At 50.9% G+C, this 25,521-nt stretch carries 21 protein-coding genes; 16 read left to right on the top strand and 5 right to left on the bottom strand.

The features are described 5' to 3' along the window. Positions 1 to 126 precede the first annotated feature (126 nt). Positions 127 to 327 (bottom strand): hypothetical protein, encoded by a 201-nt coding sequence (locus DEF47_RS07855; protein WP_012191258.1) that lies wholly within the window; start codon positions 325 to 327, stop codon positions 127 to 129. A 351-nt stretch (positions 328 to 678) separates the two neighbouring features. On the opposite strand from DEF47_RS07855, the gene DEF47_RS07850 reads away from it, so the two are divergent. Together DEF47_RS07850 and DEF47_RS07845 are read left to right on the top strand one after the other, a co-directional pair. Continuing rightward, the gene (locus DEF47_RS07850; RefSeq protein WP_012191257.1) at positions 679 to 1,194 is read left to right on the top strand and encodes a DinB family protein; all 516 of its coding nucleotides are present in this window, start codon (positions 679 to 681) and stop codon (positions 1,192 to 1,194) included. After that, on the top strand, positions 1,191 to 2,135 hold the full coding sequence (locus DEF47_RS07845) for a wax synthase family protein (protein WP_012191256.1): 945 nt from the start codon (positions 1,191 to 1,193) through the stop codon (positions 2,133 to 2,135). Before DEF47_RS07850 ends, DEF47_RS07845 begins: the two co-directional genes overlap by 4 nt. Here the strand turns inward: DEF47_RS07845 and DEF47_RS07840 are convergent. Continuing rightward, complete coding sequence (locus DEF47_RS07840; RefSeq protein ID WP_012191255.1) at positions 2,127 to 3,014, bottom strand: purine nucleoside phosphorylase YfiH/LACC1 family protein; 888 nt, start codon at positions 3,012 to 3,014, stop codon at positions 2,127 to 2,129. The genes DEF47_RS07845 and DEF47_RS07840 overlap by 9 nt on opposite strands. 219 nt (positions 3,015 to 3,233) lie before the next feature. Here DEF47_RS07840 and DEF47_RS07835 point away from each other — a divergent pair, with 219 nt between their 5' ends. Further along, complete coding sequence (locus tag DEF47_RS07835; RefSeq protein ID WP_041304704.1) at positions 3,234 to 3,602, top strand: hypothetical protein; 369 nt, start codon at positions 3,234 to 3,236, stop codon at positions 3,600 to 3,602. Between the two features lie 38 nt (positions 3,603 to 3,640). On the opposite strand, the gene DEF47_RS07830 is transcribed toward DEF47_RS07835, so the two are convergent. Next, complete coding sequence (locus tag DEF47_RS07830) at positions 3,641 to 4,408, bottom strand: serine hydrolase (protein ID WP_012191253.1); 768 nt, start codon at positions 4,406 to 4,408, stop codon at positions 3,641 to 3,643. 101 nt (positions 4,409 to 4,509) lie between these two features. Between DEF47_RS07830 and recF the strand changes: the two genes are divergently transcribed. Both recF and DEF47_RS07820 read left to right on the top strand, forming a co-directional pair. After that, positions 4,510 to 5,667, top strand: a complete 1,158-nt coding sequence (gene recF, locus DEF47_RS07825; RefSeq protein WP_012191252.1) for a DNA replication/repair protein RecF — start codon at positions 4,510 to 4,512, stop codon at positions 5,665 to 5,667. Positions 5,668 to 5,909: 242 nt separating this feature from the next. After that, the gene (locus DEF47_RS07820; protein ID WP_012191251.1) at positions 5,910 to 6,281 is read left to right on the top strand and encodes a hypothetical protein; all 372 of its coding nucleotides are present in this window, start codon (positions 5,910 to 5,912) and stop codon (positions 6,279 to 6,281) included. Positions 6,282 to 6,393: 112 nt separating this feature from the next. On the opposite strand, the gene DEF47_RS07815 is transcribed toward DEF47_RS07820, so the two are convergent. Further along, positions 6,394 to 8,304 carry a serine/threonine-protein kinase gene (locus DEF47_RS07815; protein WP_012191250.1) on the bottom strand — a complete coding sequence of 637 codons (1,911 nt, stop codon included), beginning with the start codon at positions 8,302 to 8,304 and terminating at the stop codon, positions 6,394 to 6,396. Positions 8,305 to 8,707: 403 nt separating this feature from the next. Between DEF47_RS07815 and DEF47_RS07810 the strand changes: the two genes are divergently transcribed. From DEF47_RS07810 to DEF47_RS07795, 4 genes are all read left to right on the top strand, one after another. Beyond that, positions 8,708 to 9,343, top strand: a complete 636-nt coding sequence (locus DEF47_RS07810) for a class I SAM-dependent methyltransferase (RefSeq protein WP_012191249.1) — start codon at positions 8,708 to 8,710, stop codon at positions 9,341 to 9,343. 312 nt (positions 9,344 to 9,655) lie between these two features. Continuing rightward, entirely contained in the window at positions 9,656 to 11,047 is a 1,392-nt protein-coding gene (locus DEF47_RS07805; protein WP_012191248.1) for a cystathionine beta-synthase, read from the top strand. A gap of 180 nt (positions 11,048 to 11,227) precedes the next feature. Then, a complete protein-coding gene (gene galK / locus DEF47_RS07800) occupies positions 11,228 to 12,358 on the top strand; it encodes a galactokinase (protein WP_012191247.1) in 1,131 nt (376 codons plus the stop codon). Between the two features lie 475 nt (positions 12,359 to 12,833). Beyond that, on the top strand, positions 12,834 to 13,961 hold the full coding sequence (locus DEF47_RS07795; protein ID WP_012191246.1) for a hypothetical protein: 1,128 nt from the start codon (positions 12,834 to 12,836) through the stop codon (positions 13,959 to 13,961). Between the two features lie 193 nt (positions 13,962 to 14,154). On the opposite strand, the gene DEF47_RS07790 is transcribed toward DEF47_RS07795, so the two are convergent. After that, the gene (locus DEF47_RS07790; RefSeq protein ID WP_012191245.1) at positions 14,155 to 15,699 is read right to left on the bottom strand and encodes an FG-GAP repeat domain-containing protein; all 1,545 of its coding nucleotides are present in this window, start codon (positions 15,697 to 15,699) and stop codon (positions 14,155 to 14,157) included. A gap of 215 nt (positions 15,700 to 15,914) precedes the next feature. Here DEF47_RS07790 and DEF47_RS07785 point away from each other — a divergent pair, with 215 nt between their 5' ends. The 7 genes from DEF47_RS07785 to DEF47_RS07755 all read left to right on the top strand — a co-directional run bounded on the left by DEF47_RS07785 (position 15,915) and on the right by DEF47_RS07755 (position 25,436). Next, positions 15,915 to 16,160, top strand: a complete 246-nt coding sequence (locus DEF47_RS07785) for a hypothetical protein (protein ID WP_012191244.1) — start codon at positions 15,915 to 15,917, stop codon at positions 16,158 to 16,160. 625 nt (positions 16,161 to 16,785) lie between these two features. Continuing rightward, complete coding sequence (locus DEF47_RS07780) at positions 16,786 to 17,979, top strand: 30S ribosomal protein S1 (protein ID WP_012191243.1); 1,194 nt, start codon at positions 16,786 to 16,788, stop codon at positions 17,977 to 17,979. A 320-nt stretch (positions 17,980 to 18,299) separates the two neighbouring features. Next, a complete protein-coding gene (locus DEF47_RS07775; RefSeq protein ID WP_012191242.1) occupies positions 18,300 to 19,514 on the top strand; it encodes a glycosyltransferase in 1,215 nt (404 codons plus the stop codon). Then, entirely contained in the window at positions 19,511 to 20,626 is a 1,116-nt protein-coding gene (locus DEF47_RS07770; protein WP_012191241.1) for a glycosyltransferase family 4 protein, read from the top strand. The genes DEF47_RS07775 and DEF47_RS07770 overlap by 4 nt, the downstream gene beginning before the upstream one ends. Further along, the gene (gene asnB / locus DEF47_RS07765) at positions 20,590 to 22,479 is read left to right on the top strand and encodes an asparagine synthase (glutamine-hydrolyzing) (RefSeq protein ID WP_012191240.1); all 1,890 of its coding nucleotides are present in this window, start codon (positions 20,590 to 20,592) and stop codon (positions 22,477 to 22,479) included. The genes DEF47_RS07770 and asnB overlap by 37 nt, the downstream gene beginning before the upstream one ends. Next, positions 22,457 to 23,827, top strand: a complete 1,371-nt coding sequence (locus DEF47_RS07760; protein WP_012191239.1) for a glycosyltransferase family 39 protein — start codon at positions 22,457 to 22,459, stop codon at positions 23,825 to 23,827. Before asnB ends, DEF47_RS07760 begins: the two co-directional genes overlap by 23 nt. A gap of 277 nt (positions 23,828 to 24,104) precedes the next feature. Continuing rightward, positions 24,105 to 25,436 carry a heme o synthase gene (locus DEF47_RS07755; protein WP_012191238.1) on the top strand — a complete coding sequence of 444 codons (1,332 nt, stop codon included), beginning with the start codon at positions 24,105 to 24,107 and terminating at the stop codon, positions 25,434 to 25,436. Positions 25,437 to 25,521 lie beyond the last annotated feature (85 nt).

The raw sequence follows: 25,521 nt of genomic DNA, 5'->3' as shown, positions 1-25,521 counted from the left end.
CAGTTCCCCCTCGCCTCGCTCTGCGGGAGAGGGGGTGAGGGAACGCTCATTGACTGCGAATCCCACCCAACCATTTTAAAAACCTACCCTTGTAAGGAGAAAGGCTGGGGTGAGGGAATTGATCAATTATTCGTTTTCTGGTGCTTGATCCAGATCATGGGCTAATTCAGCTAGTAATTCTTTGGCGGTGCGTTCATTGACTTTGGTTCGCCCAACCTCGGCCTCAGGCGTAATGCCTTCCATCTCCAAAAAATCAACGATATGGCGTTGATGTTGTTGAAGCAAGGCTGGTGTTAATAACTCATCGAGGTGGACAAAAACCTGCATGAAGGCTCCCGTTTATGCACTGTGGTGGAATCTACGGGTATGATACAGTTTTTTGGGTTGCGCGGCAAGTAGTTTAGGCTTATTAATCAAGGATTTATAGGCTCAATTTTTTAATATCTACTTAAGATTCTCCTCCCTTCCGTCCCTCCACTGGAGGGAAACGCAGGGGGTTTTCATCCCCCTGCACCCCCTAAAATTCATTCTGTGGATGAGTAATACATTTGTAGATATAGAGCAGTTATCTGGCATGTGACTATTACCAATCGATCGTTAGCCAATCCGCTGCCAAATGGCGAGTCTTTGCTATACTTAGCACTGCATGTCGATTGCCAATTAAGGGGATATTTGATCATGGCACATTCAGATGTTTACGATCCGATTCATAACGAATTATGGGCTTTATCAGTCATGGCCAGCACACTCGATAATGTGCGAGTCCGAGTTTCGGGCTTGCAACCTGATGTTCAACAAGAGCGACCGCAAGGTTTTGAGCGTTCGTTGGCCCATGTGATTGCCAGCCTCCGCCGTGGCGAAGCTGAATTAATCGAAGTTTTCGAAAAAGCCTTGAAAGCTGAAAATCCCAGCCTCAACACGATTTTCAATCGCTACCCTAAGGCGTTTGTGCTCAATCCAGCCGAGGAGCTTGGTAGCTTTATGGATAGCCGCGAAACCAGCTTGGGCTTGTTGCGCAGCCTAACCAGTGAGCAGTGGGAGCGCAAAGTCAACGATCCTGAGCGCGGTTTGGTCAGTTTAAGCCAATTGGCGGTCGAACGCGCCAACCTCGACCTTGAAGAAATGGATTATATGGCCCAATTGCGCCAAGCGATCTTGCGGCTTGAGCCAATTCAAGGCAACGACGCTCGATGAGGGTGCTTTGGTTAATTGGTGTTTTATCTAGCACTGGGCTGGCGCTGTTGAGCCTGCCACAGCTACTCCGAGATGCTCAGCAACGACGCTGGGCAGCTTGGTTTTTAGCCTTATTTGCGATAGGCAATGGGCTTTGGCTGAGTCAACCATGGCAAATTTGGGGCCGGATTTTCGCCACCTGGATTCCATCTTACCTCGCATTTAAAGGGTGGCGTTTGCTCTATAGCCCGCATGCCCAGATCAAACAACTTGGTTTTTGGCGGAGTTTGGGGTTTATTTTGTGGCTGGGGATGGAGCTTGAGCCATGGGAATTGCCGCGCCAGCCTGATCTTGCTTGGCGCAAAAACCTGCTGATTGGCGCATTATGGCTAGGTTTAGGGCTAGCGATTGGCTTGCTGGCTTGGTGGTTGCCTGCCCCAAATACCGATCTATGGCTGCTTTGGCGCTGCTGGCTAGCCTTGGTCGGCTTGGTAATTGGCCTCTTTTTTGGGGTTACGCGGCTGTATTTGGCGCTCTGGCAGGCTTTTGGCTGGCAAGTTCAACCCTTATTTTTGCAACCAATTTATGCGCGTTCGGTTAGCGAATGGTGGGGCAAGCGCTGGAATTTAGCGGTGCATACGGTGTTGAGTTTGGTGTTTTGGCAACCACTCAAGCCAATCATTGGTTGGCGCTGGGCGGCGGCAGTGGTCTTTATCGCATCAGGCTTGTTGCATGAATTGCTGTTGAGCTATCCGGCGGCAGGTGGTTGGGGCTGGCCACTCGGCTATTTTGTGGTGCAAATTGGGGCGACTAGTCTGGAGCGGCTACGCAGCGTGCGGGCTTGGTTACGCCAGTCAGATCGCCGCCAAGCAAGTTGGACATTGAGTTGGATCATCATTCCTGCACCGTTATTATTTCGACCTGAGCTGATTTTGGGCTTGTTTGCCGAACATCTAACGTAATGCTACTAACGCCCCGAAACGCCCAGCAACTCCGGCGTAATGGCCAAAAAAGGCGGTATCAGGGCAAGCAGTGCAAAGGTCGATTGAGTGAATATTGCTGGTTTGTACGCCAGTTTGTTCGAGTATATGACCAATCATGCGAGGTAAATCGAAGAAATATTGTTCATCGCGGATGATAATGCCTGGGGCGTTGGGGCCGTGGCGTTGAAAGAAGGCCGGAGAAACAACCTGTGCCCATGTCAGCGATTGGGCGAGGGCATAGCAACATGGGCCAACGGTTGGGCCGATGCCGACCACCAAATCGCTAGGTTGGCAGGCAACCAAATGGCACAATGCCTCAATCGTATTCTCTAAAACATTGTTGACCGTGCCAACCAAGCCAACGTTGACTAAGGCCACCGCCTTGCCTTGGCGCGTGGTAATAATCACCGGAGCAGCATCACCGACCACCATAAACAGCGCCAAATTGCGGGTCGTGGTGATCAGGCTATCGACCCCTTGTTGATTGGGAATGCCTTGAGCATTGATAAAACTCAGATCGCGCGGTGAGGCATCGGCCAACAAACCGCGCACCGAAATCCGATGCGGTGTGCTATCGATTGGCATACTATCGGGATCGCTGACCAAGCCCACGCGGGAACTATGGGTCAGAGCAAAATGGGCCACGCGCCCTGCATCAATTCCGGCGACCCGCGCAAAAGTACGCCGCGCTGCCCCAACTTCGGCAGGCGGGCCATAACGGGTTGCGAGATTCCCACAGGTTCGGGTCGAAAAGCCATGCTGTAAAAACGGCAGCCCGACTAAGCCGGAAACACGAACAATCGGTGAGGCAACCTCTGGATCAAGTGATGATGATGCAACAGATGGCACATTCAGCATGGAATAGTCCCTGCGCAGGTATACGATTCTGATTAGTATACCGTATTGCTAAAATCAATGTAAAGAGATCAGTAAAGCCTCGGAATGGGTCAAAATTAGCTCTCGACTTTGCTGATTGTTAAGCATACAATAGCCATCTAGCTAGCTGCGACATTTCAACCTTTAGCACGTACACCACGGTACTGGTCTTCTTAGTACTTTTTCGCTATGGAGGTGGTTATGCAGAACCTAGTTAATGACACCATGAACTCGATCATGATTTGGACGATTGGCGGTTTGGTTTTCAGTTTTGTGCTGATTGTTGTCCTCCGACGTGCTTTTGGCCCGAATAAGAAGTTGTTGCAACAAGGTTTACCAGGCCAAGCCACGATTATCAATGTTTATCAAACTGGCATGATGGTCAATAATAATCCGCAAATTGGCTTAGTTTTGCAAATTGATGGCCCATTAGGCCAGTATCAGACCGAAACCAAGGCGGTTATTCCCATGATATCGATTCCACAATTTCAGCCCGGCGCAGTCTTGCCAGTCAAAATTGATCCGAGCAATCGTAATAATATTGCGCTTGATATCTACGGCCCGCAATAGGCCAATAGCCATTTAATCCCCCACCCATGTTTCCTGTTTCACCCCTGCGGTGGAACAGGTTTTTTATTGGGCCAGAGTTCGCTGGTTAGCTGGCGAATCTGTTGACGGGCGGTAGTTGGGTCGGGTACTGCCGCTGCCATGATTACCAAACTATCCCACATGCCAGCGCTGTAGATTAATGCTGCGTCGTGTTCAACGTCGGCTAGCTCCCCCGATTTGTGGGCGCATACTACCGCTGGTGGTAAGCTTGCAGCTATTTTATCGTCACTCGCTGAGTTAACGAGACTCTTTACGAGGGTACTAGCCATTGATCCCCCCTTGGCTATGGCATCGGTCATGGTGTGTAACAGCCTAGTTAGCTCCTCGGCGCTAGTATAGTTTTCCAAGCCCTGCTGACGGGCCTGAAAATCGAGCATGACCCGCCCCCAGCGCGTTGCCTGATAGCCCGCTTGCTGCAACCAACTGTTTGCCGCCTGAATTCCGCCCAATTGGGCTAACAACACATTGGTGGCGTTGTTTTCCGATTGATTGAGCATGAGATAAATCATGTGATCGCTGCTAAACTTGCTACCAATCGCCTGCGCCAACGAGCCATCAAGATCAACAATCAGCTGTTCACTAATCAATACGTCGAATCCAGGCTGATTGGTTGTATACCATTGCCAAGCCAAGAACAATTTGATCAAACTGGCCGACGGTAATTGCAAGCTTGGTTGATATTGATAATAAATTGCTCCAGTGCAACTGCGAAAATCAACCGACCATTGCCCAGCAAAGCTCATCATTAAGCGATCGATCGATTGCATGGCGGATTCCTTGCCTAAAAAGGTGAATTTGACTTTTTATTAATCAGGTTTGGGTTTAAAATAGCTCTATTGTTTGCATTTTAGCGTTTGGGTGACCGTGTATGTATGTTTCTCGCCTGCAACTCCAAGACTTTCGAATTTATCGCAGCCTCAATTTAGCCTTGCCTCCAGGCGTGTGTTTGTTCTATGGGGCCAATGCAGCGGGCAAAACAACGATTCTGGAAGCATTATACTATTTGGCTACAACTCGCTCTTTACGGGCCTCGGTTGAACGTGAATTAATTGCCCTTGAAGCAGCAGGCGATCTTGGCTTACCGCCATTTGCTCGCTTGGCCGCCAGCTTGCAACCGCAACCAGAGGCCGAAATGCAAACGATTGAAATTGTGCTGCAACGCAAATTTGGCGCTGATGGCGATTTAGCCCCTACCACCAGCAAAACCATTCGGATCAATAAAATAGCTCGGCGAGCGCTCGATCTGATTGGTCAGTTACGGGTGGTGATGTTCGCGCCGCAAGATTTAGAGTTAGTCACGGGTGCGCCTGCTGAGCGGCGACGCTATCTCGATGTCACGCTTTCGCAGATCGATGGCCGTTATGTTCGCGCCCTTTCGCGCTACAACCAAGTGCTAACCCAACGCAACGGTCTATTGCGAACCAGTCGTGAGCGTGGTCGCGCTGCCAGCGAACAAGATCTAGCATTTTGGGATGAGGAGCTAGCCAAAGCTGGGGTGTATGTGCTGCGCGAACGTCGCCGCGCCGTCACCACGCTTGACCAGCTTGCGCAACGCTTGTATGCCGAGATTAGCGGCAGCGATTTAGATTTACGTTTGAACTACTTAGATACAACGCCTGCTCACGATGTGCCAAGTTTTCAAGCAGCCTTGAAGCAGCTACGTCGTGAAGAGCGCGAACGTGGCGTGACGTTAATCGGCCCACATCGCGATGATCTTTCGATTCAATTGGCGGAGCGTGAAGTCGGCAGCTTTGGCTCGCGTGGCCAGCAACGAGCCTCGACCTTGGCTTTACGGTTGGCCGAAGCCGAATTGATGCATAGTCGCACGGGCGATCGGCCTGTTCTGCTGCTCGATGATTTGCTTTCAGAGCTTGATCAAAAACGCCGCGAACATCTATTGACCACAATTGTGCGTCCCCAGCAACAAACCCTGATCACTGCTACTGATCTTGATGATTTTTCGCCTAATTTTCTGAGCCAAATCACCCGAATGCATGTTGATCATGGCCTGATCTTCCCGGCGTGATTGGGTTTTTAACCACGAAGAACATGAATGCTTTAATTTGTTAGCCACAGATTCACACAGATTTGAATGATTTGGATGTTCTATGCTCTGTGTTCCTTGTGCTACAACTCTCTGATGTCGGAATCCTGATCTCTATGCTTTTGCCTTTTGATTTCTGCCTTTTGCCCTGCTTTGTGACACTGGTTGACACAAACCTACGCTATGCTCTAGTTCGTCACGCAAATTGTGTTGAAGGATGTGTTATGAGTATGAACTGTGTCGCAGTGACCACCCACCTACTAGGCCTTGGCAATGAACTTCGCACCGCACCAAGCCTGATTCCCCTGCCAACAGGCCAAATTTCAGCGCGGCAATTGCTGCAAGAGCATGTACACCACGAACTAAGCCAAAGCCAGCAAGCCAATATTCCGAGTATTGCACTTAATTATTTGATTGCCAAACCCACGCCAAACACCATGATTGCTGCTGAACATGTGCGCAGCCAAGCTGAGGCCGCATTTCGGGCTGGCGATTGTTGGCTCATGCTCGATGGGGTGGCTGTGCATAATTTAGACACACCCTTGCAACTGCAACCACAAAGTCGAGTTGGGTTTATGCGGCTCTATCAACGCTAAAGGATAATTACGATGCAGCAAAGCAAACAACAGCGCTTGTGGGATTGAAGGATTGAGTGAGGGTTGCGCCGTCCTCGATTAGGAGGAAGAAATTGAGGACGGCACGTTTAGCTTAAAAGATCAAAAATCCAATAACTGCAATCAACACTAAAACCCCAATCACGCTATATAACACAATGCGTTCGCGATCAAACAAGGTAAAGTTGCCACGAATAATCGTTGGCTCAAAGCCAATCATATATAAGGTATGGGCTTGATTGCGCTCGGTATAATCGACTTCGGTTACGGGCGTGCCATGAATGGTTAATTCGGCATGCAACAAGCGGGTTTGCTGATCAGCATCGACATTTTCGGCAGCTTGCAATAATTCATGCAATGGCGCAATCGCATGCCATTTGGTATCGCGCACATCAATTTGGGCAGTATAGACTTGCTGCGATTTTTCGCGAATATCGGCTAGCGGCAAGCCTGCTTCGTCATCGGTGTTTTCCCAAAGTTTGCCCCAACGCGACCAATAAAAGACATCTTCGGTCAAAACTTGGCCCGAACCTTGGCAACGCCCACAATCGGCTTGGCCCTCACCTTCGCATTCAGGGCAATCGAGCGTGACCGTGCGGCGCTCTTTGGTTCCATCGGGATTGGTTTGCACCCGTTTGGTTTCGAGCAAGCCACGGCCATGACATTTGGTACAGTGTAAATCGCCCTTGCCACCACAATAAATACACATCTCAACCCGCTCGGAGTTGGGAATAATCATCTCAGTTGGGCGAATTTCGTCAAATGGCTGAGGATCAGGCAAAATCACTTGCCAAACTCCAGGTGGATTTTGGCTAGTGCTGATGCGACTGCCTTGATAGGGCTTTTCGCGTGGCTCTGGCGTGGTGCGGGTTTCATAATAGGCCCGTAGTTCGTAGGTATAAAAGTTATAGCTGACCACCCGTTCGGGCACAAGCGCGTTGCCCAAATCGCGCCGCCGCAGCATATTTTGGCCGCTCCAGCGATTGAGTACACTGCGCAAATTAGTTGGCTCATGCAATTGGCGACCCCACTCGCGGCCACGCTGCACAAAATCGCCATCGAGAATCCCTACCAACACTGTTTCAACTGGATTTTCAAGCCATTCGCTTTCCACGCTGCTGGCGGCGATTGGCGCAAGGGTCGTGCTGGTTTCAGCGGGTAAGGCTTCGCGCAAGGCTTGACGTAAGGCTGCCGCAGCCTGATTAGCCGAACTATAACGCACTGAGGCTTGAGGTGAGAGCAAACGCCGTAACACTCGATCAGCTGGAGCTAAGGCTACATTGAAATCGCCTAACGATTTGGGGGTTTGGCCGGGGGCTGGTGGCACTTCACCCGTTAACATATGGTAAAGCACTGCCCCCAAGGCATAAATATCAAGGCTTGGTTCGGTGGCATTTTGCTTAAAATCTTGCTCTGGTGGAGCGTAAGCCGTCAAATAATCAGCCTCTTCAAGTTGCGAAAGATCTGGCCCATCGCTGCTCCAAGCCAAGCTAAAGTTGGTCAAAAAGCCATGGCGAGTAACTGCTTGATCATGGATCGCCTCGGTAACGACAATTGTACCTGGCTGAATATCGCGATGCACGATTTTTTCGGCGTGAATTGTGTCGAGGGCTTTGGCAATATCGCTGAAAATACGCACAGCATCGCCAATTGAGAGCGCCCCATCTTCAAGCACCTCTTGCAACAAGCGCCCACCGAGCGGCGGCGTAACCAAATAGTAACCAAACCGATCATCGTGGCCAGCATCAATCACTGGCACAATTGTTGGATGTTTGAGCCGAGCAGCCAAACGGGCGGCCTGCCCAAATCGGCTGACCGAAACCCAATCTGAACGGCGTAACACATGCACCTCAACCGGGCGATCAAGGGTTAGGTGGCGAGCGCGATAGATGGTCGTTAACTCTTCCTGGCCTATCCGCTCTTCCAAGCGATAATTGCGCAGTTCATGATCATCGTCGCGGCGCGGTGTCGCAGTTGTTTTAGCCCGAGATGCAGGGGCACTCATTGCGGTCGCTCCTCTAGTTGCACATTTCATCGGCAGTATAGCACATTGACCTTGCCATGATTGCGCGAATTAATCTATTTTAGTACATTTGTTTTGAAATTGTAATGATTGAAGATCGTGAGCAAGAGTTTTAACGCAAAGGCGCAGAGAACCAAAGGATGAATTATGAGGGACGAGCGATGAAATGTCATGAGGATGCGAACTTCTAGTGCCTAGCCATAGAGGAATAATCTGCTTAATCTGTGTTCATCTGTGGCTAAAAACCGTTTTTGTGCCCTTCATGTTGCTTCGTGGATCAATAATGCAGTTTGATGCTACACTGAATACTGGCACACATTTTGGTGCTCAATCGCTATCACCATGATTGAGCCTAGGTAGATTGTTAATTGAAGGGGTTGCTGCTATGCCCGATGGAAATGCCTATGATCAGGCCTACTATGCGATGTCGCGGCCTGAGGCTGGACGCAAAAGCTTGGTTGATACCTTACGTGATCGGTATATTCGTCGCCATGTATTGCGTTTTCGCCAAACTGGGCGACTGTTGGATATTGGCTGCGGCTTAGGCTTATTTTTGCAGTCGATGACCCCGCCGTTTGAGCCATTTGGCACTGATATTTCAGCTTATGCTGTGGCGCAAGCGCAACAACGCATGCCCCAAGCCAAATTATTCGTTGGCAGCATTTTAGATGGACTGCCATTTAGCGTTAATTTCGATGTGATTACCGCGATCAACGTGGTTGAACATTTGGAGCAGCCAGCCTTAGCGGTTGCCGCAATTCGCGAACGCTTGCAAGTAGGTGGTTTGTTTGTAGCGCACTTGCCGACAATTGGCAATCGGTTGCAAGCCCGCATTTATCGCGGCTCGTATGATGCCGACCCAACCCATATTTATCGGCCAAGTGGGGCTGAATTTCGCGGCGTTGCTGAAGCTGCTGGGTTCAAAACTGTCTTTGAAACCTATTCACCCTTTGCTCCTGCGGTTCTATGGCGCAATTTGCCTTGGCATCCCGCCTATTTGGCACTATTTCAAGCTCGCTAGCACTTCCAATGGCTTATTGGATGACCAGGGGCTTTGATCCCTCGCATCCCCTCGAGCGCAATCAGGGGCAGTTCGTTATCCATCGATGAACCACGGAATCCGTAGTTCGAAACAGACCACGATTAAAACCTACCCTTGAAAAGGGAACAAGAGGGATGGATTATTAAGTTCATAAGCCCTTACATTGATGCGCTAGGTTCTAAACTTCCTCCTTGCTTTGTGCTACCATGAGGCCAAGCCTTGCGCTTGCGACATTGAATTTTTGCGATTAGGATAGAAAGCATGACAGATCAATCAACTCAGGAGCACCCAATGACAGAGACGGCAACAATGGCGATGCCGCAAATTCACGACACCATTTTGGACGCGATCGGCAACACGCCCTTGGTTCGCTTGAATCGGGTTAATCGGGGGGTTCGCGCTCAAGTGCTGGCCAAAGTCGAATACATGAATCCAGGTGGTTCGGTCAAAGACCGCATCGGGATTGCCATGATCGAGGATGCCGAGCGCTCAGGCCGACTCAAACCAGGTGGCACGATTGTCGAACCAACCAGCGGGAATACTGGCGCGGGCTTAGCAATTGCCGCAGCAATCCGTGGTTACAAAACGATTTTTGTGATGCCCGACAAAATGAGTGACGAAAAAATTCGTTATTTGCGTGCTTTAGGAGCCAAAGTCGTAATTACCCCAACTGCTGTCGAGCCAGACGATCCACGCTCGTATTATTCGGTTTCCAAGCGCTTGGCCGAAGAAACTCCTAATGCAATTTTAGCTGGTCAATATTGGAACCAAGCCAATCCTGAGGCCCACTACCGTACCACTGGCCCTGAAATCTGGCGACAAACTGCTGGCAAAATCGATGCCTTTATCGCAGGCATGGGCACTGGCGGTACAATCAGCGGTACGGCTAAATTCTTGAAAGAGCAAAATCCCAATATTCAAGTCGTCGGGATTGACCCAGTTGGTTCGTTGTATACCGAATATTTCCGCACTGGCCAGCTTGGCCCAGCCTTTGGCTATAAAGTTGAAGGGGTTGGCGAAGATTTCTTGCCCACCACGATGCACTTCCAATATGTTGATGATGTGGTGCAGGTTGGTGATAAAGAATCGTTCGTGATGACTCGCCGCATGGTGCGCGAAGAAGGCTTGTTTGTCGGCGGTTCGTGTGGCATGGCCGTGGCAGGTGCGATGCGCTGGTTGCGTGCTCAAAATTGGGACGAAAGCAAAACTGCTGTGATCCTGCTGCCCGATTCGGGCGTGCGCTACATCAGCAAAATCTTCTCAGACGATTGGATGCGCGAAAATGGTTTCTTGGAAAGCGAACCAATTAGCCAATTGCTTGATATTCGGCCACGCTCGGTCATTTCAGCCAAAGCAACCCACACCGTGGCCCAAGTTATCCAAGATATGAAAGCCAACGATATTTCGCAAATGCCAGTCGTGCGCGATGATGGCACCTTGGTTGGCTTGATTACTGAAGTTGATTTGTTGGATTATCTGCTTTCGGGCGCTGGTCAGATGGATCACCAAATTAGCGATATTGTCAGTAGCGCCGTGGCAACCGTCGGCCCCGACACGAGTATCGACGCGTTGACCGAAGTATTTAGCCGTGGTCAAGTCGGGGTGGTGGTCGATGAATCCGACGTTGTACGCGGGATCATCACCAAAATTGACATGATTGATTATTTAGCCAATAAGGCATAAGATCTAGCCAATCGCTTCGTGCGTTGGCTTGCAAGATCGGCTGTGGCTCATTCGACAAGCAGCATCCAATCCCGCTATTGGGTGCTGTTTGGTCTATACCCTCTGCTGTATTCCACTGAACTTGGCAGTGCTCCTTCGCTCGCTAACGTACCCATTTGATAGATTTTGGAGCATTTGGCTATGACCGAGGTTAAAGCTGCATTTTTTGTTCGTTCTCCAGGTCGGGTAAATTTAATTGGCGAGCATACCGATTACAACGCTGGGTTTGTTATGCCACTGGCGCTTGAACGTGGTACGACGTTTCAGGTTCAACCCCGTGATGATCAGCAGTTGATTGTGCATGCCCTACGTTTCAACGCACATGATCAAGCCGATTTGGCTAATTTGGCGGCTGGCACGCACGGCGATTGGCGTGATTATGTGCGCGGAACAGCCCAATCCTTGCTTGATGCTGGCTACGCGTTGCAAGGCGCTGAGATTAATATTGATGGTGATTTGCCGCTGAGTGGCGGATTAAGCTCGTCAGCATCATTAGAAGTTGGCTTGGCTTTTAGCTTACTCTACGCCCAAGGCATCACGATTGCTCCCGCTGAATTAGCTAAAATTGCCCAACGCGCCGAAATTGAATATGCCCATGTTAATTGTGGAATTATGGATCAGCTTGCGATTGCCGCAGGCGTTGCCGGCCATGCCACATTAATCGATTGCCGCTCGTTGGAAATTGAGGCCGTGCCGATTCCGGCTGAAGTGGCAGTTTTGGTGATTGATAGTGGCGTGCCACGCACCTTGGCTGGCTCGGCTTATAATCAACGCCGCGCCGAATGTGAACAAGCTGTAGCAATCTTGCGTCAACTCGACCCAAACATCAACGATTTGCGCGATGTTAACAGCGATTTGCTGGCCCAAGCCGTTGAACAAGATCGCTTTGAAGAAGTGATTTATCGACGTGCCCGCCATGTTGTCAGCGAAAATGAGCGGGTGCATAAAGCCGCCGCCGCGTTTCGGGCAGGCGATTTTGGCTACGTTGGCGAGTTGATGAACGAATCGCATTGGAGCCTGCGCGATGATTATGAAGTTAGCGGCCCTGAGCTTGATCAACTAACTGAGTTGTTGCGCGATATGCCTGGGGTTTGGGGTGCTCGCCTAACTGGCGCTGGCTTTGGTGGCTGCTGCGTGGCCTTGGTCGAAGCCAGCCACGTTGATGCGGTGATTGTGGCCTTAAGTCCAGCCTATCATGCCGCAACTGGCCGCACCTGCGAAGCCTTTAGCACCAAAGCCTCAGCATTAACCATTGAAGAACCTAGAGCATAGATGTAATCGTTCATTGTATTAACAACCGCCAGCGTTCCCTCACCCCCAACCCCTCTCCCACGGCGGCGGGCGAGGGGAGAACTCCCAGAGCGGTTCCCCTCGCCTCGCGTGCGGGAGAGGGGGTCAGGGGGTGAGGGAATGAACCATGGTTGCCAACCGAATGAACCATTACACATAGAGCATAGGAACAGGGTTTGAGCATTAAATTTTAACGCAGAGCAGGAGAGGGACTAGGATTCAGGGATCAGGGGCCAGTGGTGGGATAGTTCAAAACTTTTATCTCGCATTCTGACTTCTGATTCCCTCGTTCTTTGTGTGCTTCGTGCTCTTCGCGGTTAATTCGCCCAATCTCCAGCCCCCAATCCCCAGCCCCCAATAACACGAAATGTTCCCAAGCCATTTTTGATTTTTGCCTTCTGACTTTATTCTTCAAGGTATACAATATCCCAAGGCACTTGCAAGCATCGAGGATACTATGACAATTGTTGAGGGATTAATCAATCTTGGGGTGTTTTTGATCGGGCTGGTGATTGTGGCATTCACGCTATTTAGTGCGATTCGCATGGTCGTGTTGCCACGCGGCGATAATGTTTGGCTGACGCGCACCACCTTTCGGCTGGTCTACGGCTGCTTTTTGGTGCGTTTGCGCCGAATCAACAACTACGAACAAGCCGATCGGGTGCTGGCATTTTATGCGCCAGTGGCCTTGCTGATTATTCCAGTGGTTTGGATGGTGTTGGCAATTGCCGGCTTTACCTGTATGTTTTGGGCGGTTGGCGAGCATCCTTGGAGTAAAGCATTTTTGCTGAGTGGCTCGTCGATGTTGACGCTGGGGTTTGCCGCAGTTGATTCAACGGTTGAAACAATTTTGGCCTTTTTGGCGGCAACGGTTGGCTTAGGCATTGTGGCTTTGTTAATTGCCTATCTGCCAACGATGTACGGGGCTTTTTCCAAGCGCGAAGAAGCCGTGACCTTGCTGGAAGTGCGGGCAGGCACGCCGCCATCGGCAATTACCATGATTCAGCGCTATCAGCGGATTCATAATTTGGAGCGTATGCCTGAGCAATGGGCAATTTGGGAGCAATGGTTTGCCGAATTAGAGGAGAGCCATACCACCTTTGCGGCCTTGGCGTTTTTTCGTTCGCCCCAGCCGTATCGCTCGTGGATCACCGCTTCAGCGGCGGTGTTGGATTCCGCAGCGTTGGCAGTTTCGACCCTTGATATCCCGCGCCAGCCAGATGCCGATTTGTGCATTCGGGCGGGCTATTTGGCGCTGCGCCGCATCGCCGATTTGTATATGATTCCCTACAATGCCACGCCGCATGCCGATGATCCAATTAGCATCACGCGGGCTGATTTTGATCAGGCTTGTGCTGAATTGATCGCTAGTGGCGTGCCACTCAAAGCTGATCGCGACCAAGCATGGCGTGATTTTGCTGGTTGGCGGGTCAATTACGATCAAGTGTTGATCGAATTAGCCAAATTGGTAACCGCCCCGCCAGCCCCTTGGACAGGCGAACGTCCGCTGCCATTATGTTTCAACATGCCACGTTTTGGCCATAAACGCCGCCAACTAGCCAAAGAGCCAACTGGCTCAATGTAACCCATATTCCCCTCATCCCCTAGCCCCTCTCCCGCAAGCGAGGCGAGGGAGAAGCGCTACGCATTATGGTAGAACCACGCATTTAAAGCCCCTCGCCCGCCGCAGTGGGCGAGGGGTTGTTAAAACTGATCCTTGCAATCTAGCCTCCTCGCCCACTCTGGTGAGTAAAGGGTTGGGGTGAGGGCAATCTTGATTAGCGCGTATATTTACCATTGCGATAATTATTTTGTCGCGCCGTCGGCCATGGCATACGATCCAAGCGATAGCGGGCTGGCGTATCCCAAACATATAAAACGCCGCCCTTGCTATGAGCCAAAATCTCAGTATCGCCATCGCGATCAAGGTCGGCTAGAGTTGGGCCAGCCGAAATACCTTTAAAATTAGTGCTATTCGGTTCATAGGTAAATTTCAGTGGATACGGCGCTTGGTTTGCACCGCTGGTGTTGAGCGCATACAAGCGCACATAGGTATTGGCGGTTGTATCAAAACTATAGGTTCCAAACACAATATCAACTTTGCCATCGCCAGTTACATCGCCAATTGCCACCTCGCTGGCATACAATTTTTTGCCGCTGGTGTAGTTATACGACCATAACTGTGTGCCATCGTGTTTGTAGGCGCGAATTGTGCCATCGTCGTAGGTCACAACAATTTCCAATTTGCCATCGTTTTCAAAATCGGCCAAGGCCACAGGATTGTTGGGCGTGAAATAATTGGCTTTGAGGGGTCTGCCAACCGTTTTGCCAACCGACCAGCCAGCTTTGCGCTTACCGTCGGCCCCAACGACCAACAAGGCACTGGTGGTTTGTTCGTGATTACTGAGCGGATCGCGCACTTTGCCCGCAAACACAATTTCTTGCTTGCCATCATTATCCAAATCGCCGATCGCTGGTGCAACCCGCGTGTATTCAATATATTTATCTTTGCCCCAGGTGCGTTTGCTTTCATCGAGATAGGTTTGCAATGGCCAGCCACTCAGCAATTGGCCTTTGCCATTGTAGGCATAAAAATACAGCTCATCACGGCCCATCAGAATTTCGGCATAACCATCGTTATCAATATCGGCAGCGCTGACTTGACCAAATGCCCCAGAGCCTTTGTGCGATGAAGTTGGAAAACCTGAGACAGTTGCACCATTATGCGACCATGCATACACATTCGGCGCATAGTTGGTATCACTGCCTGCCTCGTTGGTGGTAATGCCAATCACTTCCATGCGTGAATCGCCAACGATATTGGCAATTGTTACACTCATAAATTCTGGCTCGTTGCCGTTGGTGATATTGGCCCAAGCCATTTCACGCGGCCAACCGCTACGTACTCGACCCTGATTATCGAACACAAAGACTTTGCCACGTTTCCCAGAAGTTGCGGCACTGCCACGAGTTCCGGCGACAACTTCGAGTTTGCCATCATTATCAATATCGCCAATCGCTAATGAGCTATTGATCCGTGGATCATCATCGCAGACGGTGCCTGTTTTCCAAGGGAAACCTGCCAATTCCTTGCCATCTTGATCCCAGCCCCAAATACAGCCAGTGCTATCGGCGGTTAATACTTCTAATTTGCCATCATTATTAAGATCAACCACGCTGGGCGAGGCAAAAAAACTGCCATATGGCTCAGAATCGGGGAAACCTGCTTGGTAGGGCACTGTGGATTGGGCCTGCACAGGCTGAATCAATACACCAATTAACAACACACAAAACAACATCCCTAATCGTCGATACAACAACACTCCTTACCTCCTAATGCTGAGATGATGCAGGAACAATGGGAAACAACACTGTCTCTTCTAAATTGAGTTGCTGGATGTACTATGGAGTGTAGCATAAAACAGGCGCAAACTTGTGAATTTTGATTAACATAAGATTGGAATTTTTAATAATTAATCGCCAAAATCGCGGCATTGCTTCTGCTATAACCACGATTGAGCACAACCAAGGAGGCTTTATGCACTGCCCAAAATGTACCAACGATATGACGACCTCGGCCTTAGTTACGCCTGATGGAGTGGAAATTATGGTGATGGGAACCTTGGCGACCGGCCATCGACCACTTTCCGCCCAAGTTTGTAGCGCTTGTGGCTTTACCGAGCTGTACGCCGCCCAGTGGACGGAAGAAATTCAACAAGCGCGTGAAACCGCAGTCTTGGAAGCTGAGCCAATTGCGATTGCCAGTGCCGAACCAGCGCTTTAATAATGATCTCAATAATTATTGAAATTGGGCTTATTCGTACACAAGATTCATAATGGATAATGGGTAAATGATGAACTATATCGTTCTACAACGTACTTTTTAGGGGGTGCAGGGGGATTAAAGCCCCTTGCGTTTCCCTCCAGCGGAGGGACGGAAGGGTGGAGAACTATGAATAGTATAAAATCGATCGATAAAAAATCGGCTCAACAAATGATTAATTGAGATTTGACATTCGCTGCTAACCTACGTATAATTGCAGTCGCGTAAAAACCATTAAATTTCGTTGATCGTAGCCTTACGTCTCTGTGAGTCGTGGTTGTGCTGATAGCCAGCGAAGGAGAACACAGCGTTTCGTGTTTCCCCAAAATCACCGTCAAACAAAGATGCATTTCGCGCAAAGCACGATCACGTGATGCGCTTTTTTAACGCCATTTTTTTAGCTGAACAGTCAGCGGGCGACCTCGCTGTTTGGCGTTGACTATAGATGCAACTTTGGAGCGGTAGCACGTAAATCCCCATTTCTACGCAGCGCCTCCCGAATGAAGCTCTCCGAATATTTAATTTGGTCGCATTGGCCTAACCCTGCGGGCTTGCTCGCAGACCCATCAACACTATTGGAGACCCGATGACAGTGGACACCGAAAGCATGGATGCCGTTCAAGATTGGACGACACTGCTTGCTGAGTACGATTATCAACGCCCAGAACGCGGTCAATTGCGTGAAGGTATCGTCATGCGCGTCGAAGACAGCCAAATCTTGGTTGACATTGGCGCAAAACACGAGGGCGTTATCCCTAACCAAGATCTGCGCCGTTTGCCGCCAGAATTGGTCAGTGGGATCAAAAACGGTGACACACTGCAAGTGTACGTGATGGAGCCAGAATCAAAAGAAGGCGAACTGGTTCTTTCATTGAACATGGTGCAGGTCGAGCGCGATTGGCAAGAAGCCCAAACGATGCTCGAAAATGGTCAAATCATCGAAGCTGGCGTGGTCGGCTACAACAAGGGCGGTTTGTTGGTTCAAGTTGGGCGTGTGCGCGGTTTCGTACCAGCCTCACAAGTGGTCAACTTGCACAGCCGCACTGGCACTGAAGGCCAACAAAGCGCCATGACCAAGATGGTCGGCCAAAATATTCCTTTGAAAGTTATCGAAGTTGATCGCGATCGCAATCGTTTGGTGCTTTCAGAGCGTGCCGCTATGCAACGCTGGCGACAATCGCAAAAGGAACGCTTGCTCGAAACCCTCGAACCAGGCGCAGTCGTCACTGGTCGGGTCAACCAACTCACTCCATTCGGTGCTTTCATCGATTTGGGCGGTGCTGATGGTTTGGCTCACATCTCAGAGCTTTCATGGCAGCGCGTCAACCACCCACGCGAAGTCTTGCAACCAGGCCAAGAAGTCCAAGTATACGTCTTGGAAGTCGATCGCGATCGCGAACGGATTGGCTTGAGCTTGCGCCGTTTGCAGCCAGATCCATGGGCAACCATCGATCAACGCTACGACCTCGGCCAATTGATCGTTGGTGAAGTAACCAACATCGCTCCTTTCGGCGTGTTTGTACGCGTTGAAGAAGGCGTTGAAGGTTTGATCCACGCTTCAGAATTGACCGAAAACGGCCAATCGCCCGACTCGTTGCAACAAGGCCAACAAGTGCAAGTGAAGGTGATCAGTCTTGATCGCCAACGCCAACGCCTTGGCTTGAGCTTGCGCCGCGTCGATGGCGAAGGTGAAGCCGCCGAAGCACCAGCAGCTCCTGTAGCTGAAGTGGTCGCCGAAGCCGCTACCGAAGCTACCACCGAAGAAGAAGTCGGCGCATAAGATCGTTTGACGATTTTGGGCAACGGGCTGTGTCGTTTTGGCACGGCTCGTTGTTTTTTTAGTGGGGATCGGGGGTTGGGGATCGGGGAACAGGCCTTTAACCACGAAGAACACGAAGCGCACGAAGATAACCAGCATGCCCTCACCCCCTAGCCCCCTCTCCCGCAGGCGAGGCGAGGGGGAACCAATAAACCAAACGCCCCTCACCCGCCGCAGTGGGAGAGGGGTTGGGGGTGAGGGCACAGATCAATCCTTATCTCTTTTGGTATTCTTCGTGGTTTCAACCTAGCCCCTAACCCCCGACCCCCAACAAGAAACCTATGCTAAAAACACTCTACATTACCTATGATGGCTTACTCGATCCACTTGGTCAAACTCAAATCTTGCCCTATTTAGAGGGCTTGGCTGCTCAGCATGGCCATCAATTTGTGATTCTTTCGTTTGAAAAGGCGGCGCGTTGGGCCGATCTGGCGCGGCGGCAAGCTTTGATTGAGCGTTTGCAAAGCCACGGCTTGGTTTGGCTGCCATTGCGCTATCATCAACGCCCAATTCTCCCAGCAACCTTGTATGATCTGGCATTGGGCTTGTGGACGGCTAGCGTGGCAGTGTGGCGCTATCGAATTCAAGCTTTGCACATTCGCTCGACCGTGCCAATGACGATTGCCCTCTTGCTCAAACGCTGGTTCAAACTACCCTTGCTGTTCGATCTGCGCGGTTTTTGGGCCGATGAACGCGCCGATTTGGGCATGCCGCGCATAGGCTTGGTCTATCGTTTGCTCAAAAAACTTGAGCGTGCCAGCCTGCAACAAGCTGAGCAGATTGTGACCCTAACCCAGCAAAGTTTGCCCTATTTGGCCGAACATAGCCAAACACCGCACATCGCCAATAAAACCACAATTATTCCATGCTCGGCCAATCTGCAAGTTTGGCAGCGCGATTTGGCCGCTCGAACCCAAATTCGCCAAGCCCTTGGTTGGCAAACCAACCCAATTTTGGTCTATAGTGGCTCGCTTGGTGGCGGGTATCGTAGCCGCGATATGGCCGAATGTTTTGCCTCGTGGCTGCACGCTGAGCCAGATTTGCGCTGGTTGGTACTCTCCAACCAAGATCCCCAGCCGTTGATCACAGCCTTGCAGGATTTGAATGTCCCCGCAGAATCTTATACAATCCGTGGTGTGGCCAGCAATGAGGTGGCTCAATGGCTCAGCGTGGCCGATGCAGCACTTTCCTTAATCACGCCCAGCTATGCCAAAATTGCCTCGTCGCCAACCAAATTTGGCGAATATTTGGCCTGTGGGCTGCCAATTTTTAGTAATGCAGGCATCGGCGATAGCGATCAATTATTCGCTCAAGGCGTGGCAATCAAGCTTGATGATTTTAACGTAGCGGCCTATCAAGCAGCGTGGCAAACCTATCAAGCCTTGCGCGAACAGCCCGATTTGGCTCAACGCTGTCGGGCCTTGGCCGAACGTGAGTTTGATTTGCAGCTGGCGGTTGAACGCTACGCCGCCTGTTATCGAGAGTTAGAAGCATGAACCAACCGCACACTGTACTCTGTTTGACAGCCTATCAACCAATGCTAACAGCCAGTGTGCGCTATCGAATTATGCCCTATGCTCCGGCTTTGGCAGCAGCAGGAATTCAACTGCGTTATCTGCCCTTTGCCACGCCGCAACTTCAGCGCTTGCTCTACCAACCCAAACACTACCCGCAAAAAATCGTGGCGATGCTGAGCGCTTTGACCCAATGGTTGGTTAAATTGCCGCGCCAGCCAGCCGCCGTAATTGTGCAACGCGAGGCCGCCTTGATCGGCGCACCAATGATTGAGCGTTGGTTTAGTCGGCGCGTACCAGTGATTTTTGATTTTGATGATGCGATTTTTCTGCCAACCGATCCTAAGCGCAGTATCAATGGCTGGCTGAGCCGTTTGGCCCGACCAGCCAATAAAACCGATCAACTATTGAGCTTGAGCAGCATGGTTTGGGCGGGCAATGCCTATTTGGCCGATTATGCGCGGCGCTTCAATGCCAATGTGCAGATTATTCCGACTGTGGTTGATTGTGAACAGTGCCAGCCGCGATCTGTGCCAAGCCCGCATATTTGCACGCTTGGCTGGATTGGCAGCCATTCGACCGCCCGCTATTTAGAGCAAATTGTGCCTGTGTTGCGCCAATTGGCGCAGCGCTATCGCTTTCGCTTGTTGGTGGTTGGTGCAGCCAAGCCGATTGAAATTGAAGGCATTGAATGTATCAATCACGATTGGCAGCAAGCCCGCGAATGGCATGATTTTCAGCAGATCGACATTGGTTTATACCCAATTGAAGCTGATTTATGGGCCGAGGGCAAATGTGGCCTCAAGGCAATTCAATATGGCGCGGCGGCAATTCCTAGCGTCTGTAGCGCTGTCGGAGTCAATCAACATATTGTCGAGCATGGCCAAACTGGATTTTTGGCGCATAATTCGGCGGAATGGCTTGATTATTTGGCACGTTTGCTCGAAGATGAGCAGTTGCGTCAAACGCTCGGCCAAGCCGCCCGTCAAAAAATCGAGGCCGAATACAGCGTGCAGCGCTATCAACCCACGATTGTGGCAGCACTCAAGGATTATCTATGTGTGGAATCTGCGGAATCGTCAGTACAAGCTTAATCGAGCCAAACACTGTTCAGGCCATGAACCAACAATTGATGCATCGTGGGCCAGATGGTGCGGGCACTTGGCAAACTGCCCATGCTCAATTGGGTCATCGGCGGTTGGCCATTATCGATTTAGTCACTGGCGATCAGCCATTCAGCAGCCCCGATGGTGCGTGGCAATTAGTCTTTAATGGCGAGATCTACAATTTTCAGGCCTTGCGCCAACAATTGCATGGGCTTGGGCATCAATTTCGCACCAACAGCGATACCGAGGTACTGCTGGCCGCCTTGATTGAATGGGGCGAGCAGGCTTTTTCGCGTTTGGAAGGCATGTTTGCCTTTGCAGCCTGGCATCAACCAAGCCAAAGTTTATGGCTGGTGCGTGATAGTTTGGGCAAAAAGCCGCTTTACTATAGCCAAACCAAGCATGGATTAATCTTTGGCTCGGAGATCAAAGCGCTGCTGCAATACCCTGAGCTTGATCACAGCCTCAATCCACAAGCGCTGATCGCCTATTTGACCTATGGCTATGTGCCAAATCCGGCCACTTGGTATGCCAACATTCAGCAACTTGCCCCAGGCCATGCCTTGGTTTGGCAAGCGGGCAGCATTCGCGAATGGCAATGGTGGCAAGCACGCCAGATCGCCCAACGACCACGGCTTAACATCTCAGACAAAGCCGCAATTGAACAAACGCGCCAGTTGGTGCGAGCCGCAGTTGAGCGACGCTTGATCTGCGATGTGCCATTGGGTGCGTTTTTGAGCGGCGGCTTAGATTCAAGCATTGTGGTGGCCGAGGCTCAAGCTTTGTTAGGTCAGCAACTGCACACATTTAGTATTGGCTTTGCTGGTGGTGGCTGGTACGATGAAAGTTCCTACGCCGAATTGGTTGCCAAACAGCTTGGCACTAAACATCAGTGTTTTATGGTTGAGCCTGATGCCATCGCCAAATTACCCCAGTTGCTAGCCCACTACGATGAGCCATTTCTCGATTCGTCGGCCTTGCCCATGGCCTTGCTCAGCCAAATGACCCGTGAACATTGCACGGTGGCCTTATCGGGCGATGGCGGCGACGAGGTGTTTGCTGGCTACGAACGCTTTGGCGCAGGCTTATGGACGCAGCGCTATCAGCAATTGCCGCGACCGCTACGCCAAATGCTTGAGCAAACCATTGCCTTGTTGCCACAAACCAAAGCGAGCAGTCGCTTGGCCCGGCTTAAACGGGTGCTGGCAAAAATTCAATTGCCGCTTGCCCAGGGCTTTCCGCGCTGGCTGATGGCTTTTACACCCGAAGAATTAGCCGCTTGGGGCTTGCCGGCACTGCAACCTAGCGCCGCCGAACGCTTTAGCCAAGCAACCCAAGGCGTTACTGATCCGCTGGCTCAATTAATCTGTTATAACCTTGGGAGTTATTTGCCCGATGATCTGTTGGTCAAGGCCGATCGTATGAGCATGGCCTATGGTTTAGAAGTTCGCTCGCCATTTTTGGATCAGCAATTGGTTGAGTGGGCTTTGCAATTGCCAGCCAATTTGCATTGGCGCGGTGGGCGTGGCAAGTGGCTTTTACGCCAAGCCTATGCCGAACGCCTGCCAAAAATCATCATCGAACGACCTAAACATGGCTTTGGTGTGCCGCTTGATCAATGGTTTCGCCAACAACTCAAGCCAATGCTGCACGATTACTTGCTCTCAACGACCAGCCATGTTCAGCAATGGCTGCCCAAACCAAAACTTGAGCAACTTTGCCACGCGCATTGGGCTGGTACAATGAACGCTGGACATCAACTTTGGACATTGCTCACCTTAGAATTATGGCTACAAACTCATCACCAAATGAGGCCATATGCGCACAATTATGTGGATTAAGAATCATCGTTGGCTGAGTTCGTTATTGGTAGCCGTGGTTTGCCTTGGTTTAGGCGGGCTGGCAGGTTTGATGCCGTTGCGCTATTTGGCAGGCGTAGCCTTTTGCCTTGGCCTAACCGCAATTGGTTATGCTTGGGTTTGGCTAATTAGCAAGCCCGACGAGTTGCGGGGTATGCTGCTGCTCTGTTTTGCAGCGATGGGCCTGCGTTGGGGAGCCAGCTTTGCGCTCGAATTTCTCTGGCCCAGTTTTGAATCGCTGAGTGATGGCGCAGCGTATGGCCCGCATGCCATGACGATTGCCCAAGCTTGGAACGCTAATTATTTCGCTAGTTACGAGGCGGTGGTTTCAACCCCGGTTGGTGCGCCGGGCTATGTTTATTTTTCGGCAGTAATTTTTTGGTTATTTGGGCCAAATACCTTGCTGGTAAAATTGGCTAATGGCTTGTTTGCTGGCATGGCGGCGGTGTACACGGCCAAATTAGGCAACCATTTTTTCGATCAACGGGTTGGGCGGTTTGCCGCGTTGTGGATGTTAATTATGCCATCGCTGATTTTGTGGACTTCGCAAAATCTCAAAGATAGCGCGGTGGTGCTGCTCTCAGTCTGGATTTTGTATGTAGCCAGTCAAGGTTTGCGCTCGTCGTTATGGCAAATTCCATTGTTGGTGCTGCTGATTGGGGCGTTGATGAGCGTGCGGCGCGAAACCTCAATTGGCATTGCTTTGATGATTGCCTTGACAATTGGCTTTCAGCAAACCCGTCATTGGCTAACCCGCCTGAGCTTGAGCGCGATCACGATTGTGGCCTTGGGCTTGGTGCTTTCGAGCAGCGGCTATGGCTTTTTGGGCAGCGATTATCTGCAAGAGCGGCTTTCGCTCAGCGCAATTAGCGAAAAACGCGAGGCCAACTCAACCGGCACAGGCACAATTGAAAATACGATTGATACGACCACGCCGCTGGGTTTTGCCCGCTACTTGCCAATTGCCTTGATTAATTTCTGGTTGCGACCGTGGCCGTGGGAAGCTACCAAGAGCACCGCCCAATTGCTGACCATTCCCGAAGCGGCGCTGTTGTGGTATCCGTTGTGGGTTTTGGCGATGATTGGCATGATCTTGGCGTGGCGTAGCCGTTGGCGCGAAACAATGTTGCTCTGGCTCTATCTGCTGGCTGGCAGTGCGGCGGCGGCTCCGCAGTATGGCAATTTTGGCACGGCCTATCGCCATCGGGTGCAGCTGTGGCCAATTTTCTTTTTGTTTGCAGGCTATTGTTGGTATCGTTGGCGCGATGCTAGAGTTGAGCAACGTCAGGCGTTGTTGACCCGCTATGTGCAGAGTATCAAGCAAATTTAGGCTGTAGGCTGATGGCTATCGGCTATCGGAACGATGATGATCATTCCAATGATCGGCAATTCAAAAGCCAATAGCCCATAGCCGATAGCCTATAACGCTTACGCTCGACCTGAACCCTGAAAACAGAACCCTGACCCCTAAAGTGCCCTTGGCGTTTGACACTGCCAATTGGCTATGCTATATCTTTGAGAGAACATAATCAAACAATGGTATCATAGCGATCAGCCGTTCAACGTGAACGGCCTGTTTGTTAGTGCGTACAAAGGAACCGAGGCCTATGCCGGCTCTTGCCACCCCTGAACAACAAAATGAGGTTAGCGCAGCCATCAGCGAACGCTTGCCTGCCAAACCTCGCGATTCGTTCCGCCCAACGGCGGCGTTGACGGCGGTTTTTAGTGCTTTAACAACCATCAATAGCCTGTGGTGGGTTTTGAGTCCACAGCATACGCTGGCTCCGGTCTTGTTTGCCTGGTTGTTGCTAACAGCCTTGCTGGGCTTGGTCTCGTTGGTTGGCTCATCACGCGCTGCTCATCGGCCCATTCAATGGCTCACTTGGCTCGCCCAACCGCTGGGCATCGCCGTGATTGCCTTGGTCAATACCACCTACGCCGATTGGGTTGGTTGGGCCAATTTGGCCTGTTCGGTTGCTACGACCATTATCACTGGTTTAGTCGCCTATATGGCTTACCACAGCGACATCAGCACACCCAAAGCCCAAGCCAACAGCAAATTGGCTGATTTTCGGGTGTTGATGAAGTTTCGGATTATCTCGTTGCTGTTGTTGACCACCTTGATTCCCATGTATTTGGCTAATGGCGGCGAGTGGCCCAAATTCTATATCGTCGTTTTGACCTTACTTGGTGGTACGTTGGCAGCTGGTGGCGCTAACGCGATCAACATGTTCTACGATCGTGATATTGATGCAGTGATGAGCCGCACCAAAAAACGCCCATTGCCCAATAATCGTCTAACTCAATGGGAAGTTTTGGGCTTTGGCCTGACCCTCAGCGTGTTGTCATTTTTGGTGCTCTTGCCCGTTAATTTGTTAACGGCAATTTTGGCAGTTAGCGGTATTTTCTACTATGTGGTGATTTATACCATGTGGTTGAAGCGCACAACGGTGCAAAATATCGTGATCGGCGGCGCGGCGGGGGCGATTCCGCCAATGGTTGGTTGGGCGGCTGGCACTGATATTAATTTATTTGTGGATAGCCCAATTAAGTGGCTGCCCGCTGTGTTTCTGTTTGCGATTGTGTTCTATTGGACACCACCGCATTTTTGGGCTTTGGCAATTATTCGCCGCGAAGATTATGCCAAAGCTGGCGTGCCAATGTTGCCTGTGGTCAAGGGCGAAGCTGAAACCCGCCGCCAAATTGTGCTCTACACCTTTATTATGATTGCGCTTTCGTTTATGTTGGTGTCGTTGCAAGTGGTTGGTTTGCTCTACCTTGGCTTGGCGATGGTGCTTGGGGCAATCTTCTTGTATTACGCCGCCAATATGATGCGCGACCATTCGCATGCTGCGGCTTGGAAGCTCTATCGCTATTCATTGCTCTATCTGGCGCTGCTCTTTGTGGCCATGGGCATCGACCGCGCTTTGCTTGGCTAAAACTGCCTTAGAGGATGAGTTTTTAAGGGTAGATTCTTAACAATCATTGAAGATCACCACCCTTCCGTCCCGCCTCGAGGCGGGA

The organism is Herpetosiphon sp. (genome assembly GCF_003512625.1).
In the GTDB taxonomy this organism is placed as follows: Bacteria; Chloroflexota; Chloroflexia; order Chloroflexales; family Herpetosiphonaceae; genus Herpetosiphon; species Herpetosiphon aurantiacus.
This window is presented reverse-complemented; position numbering and strand designations above follow the sequence as displayed.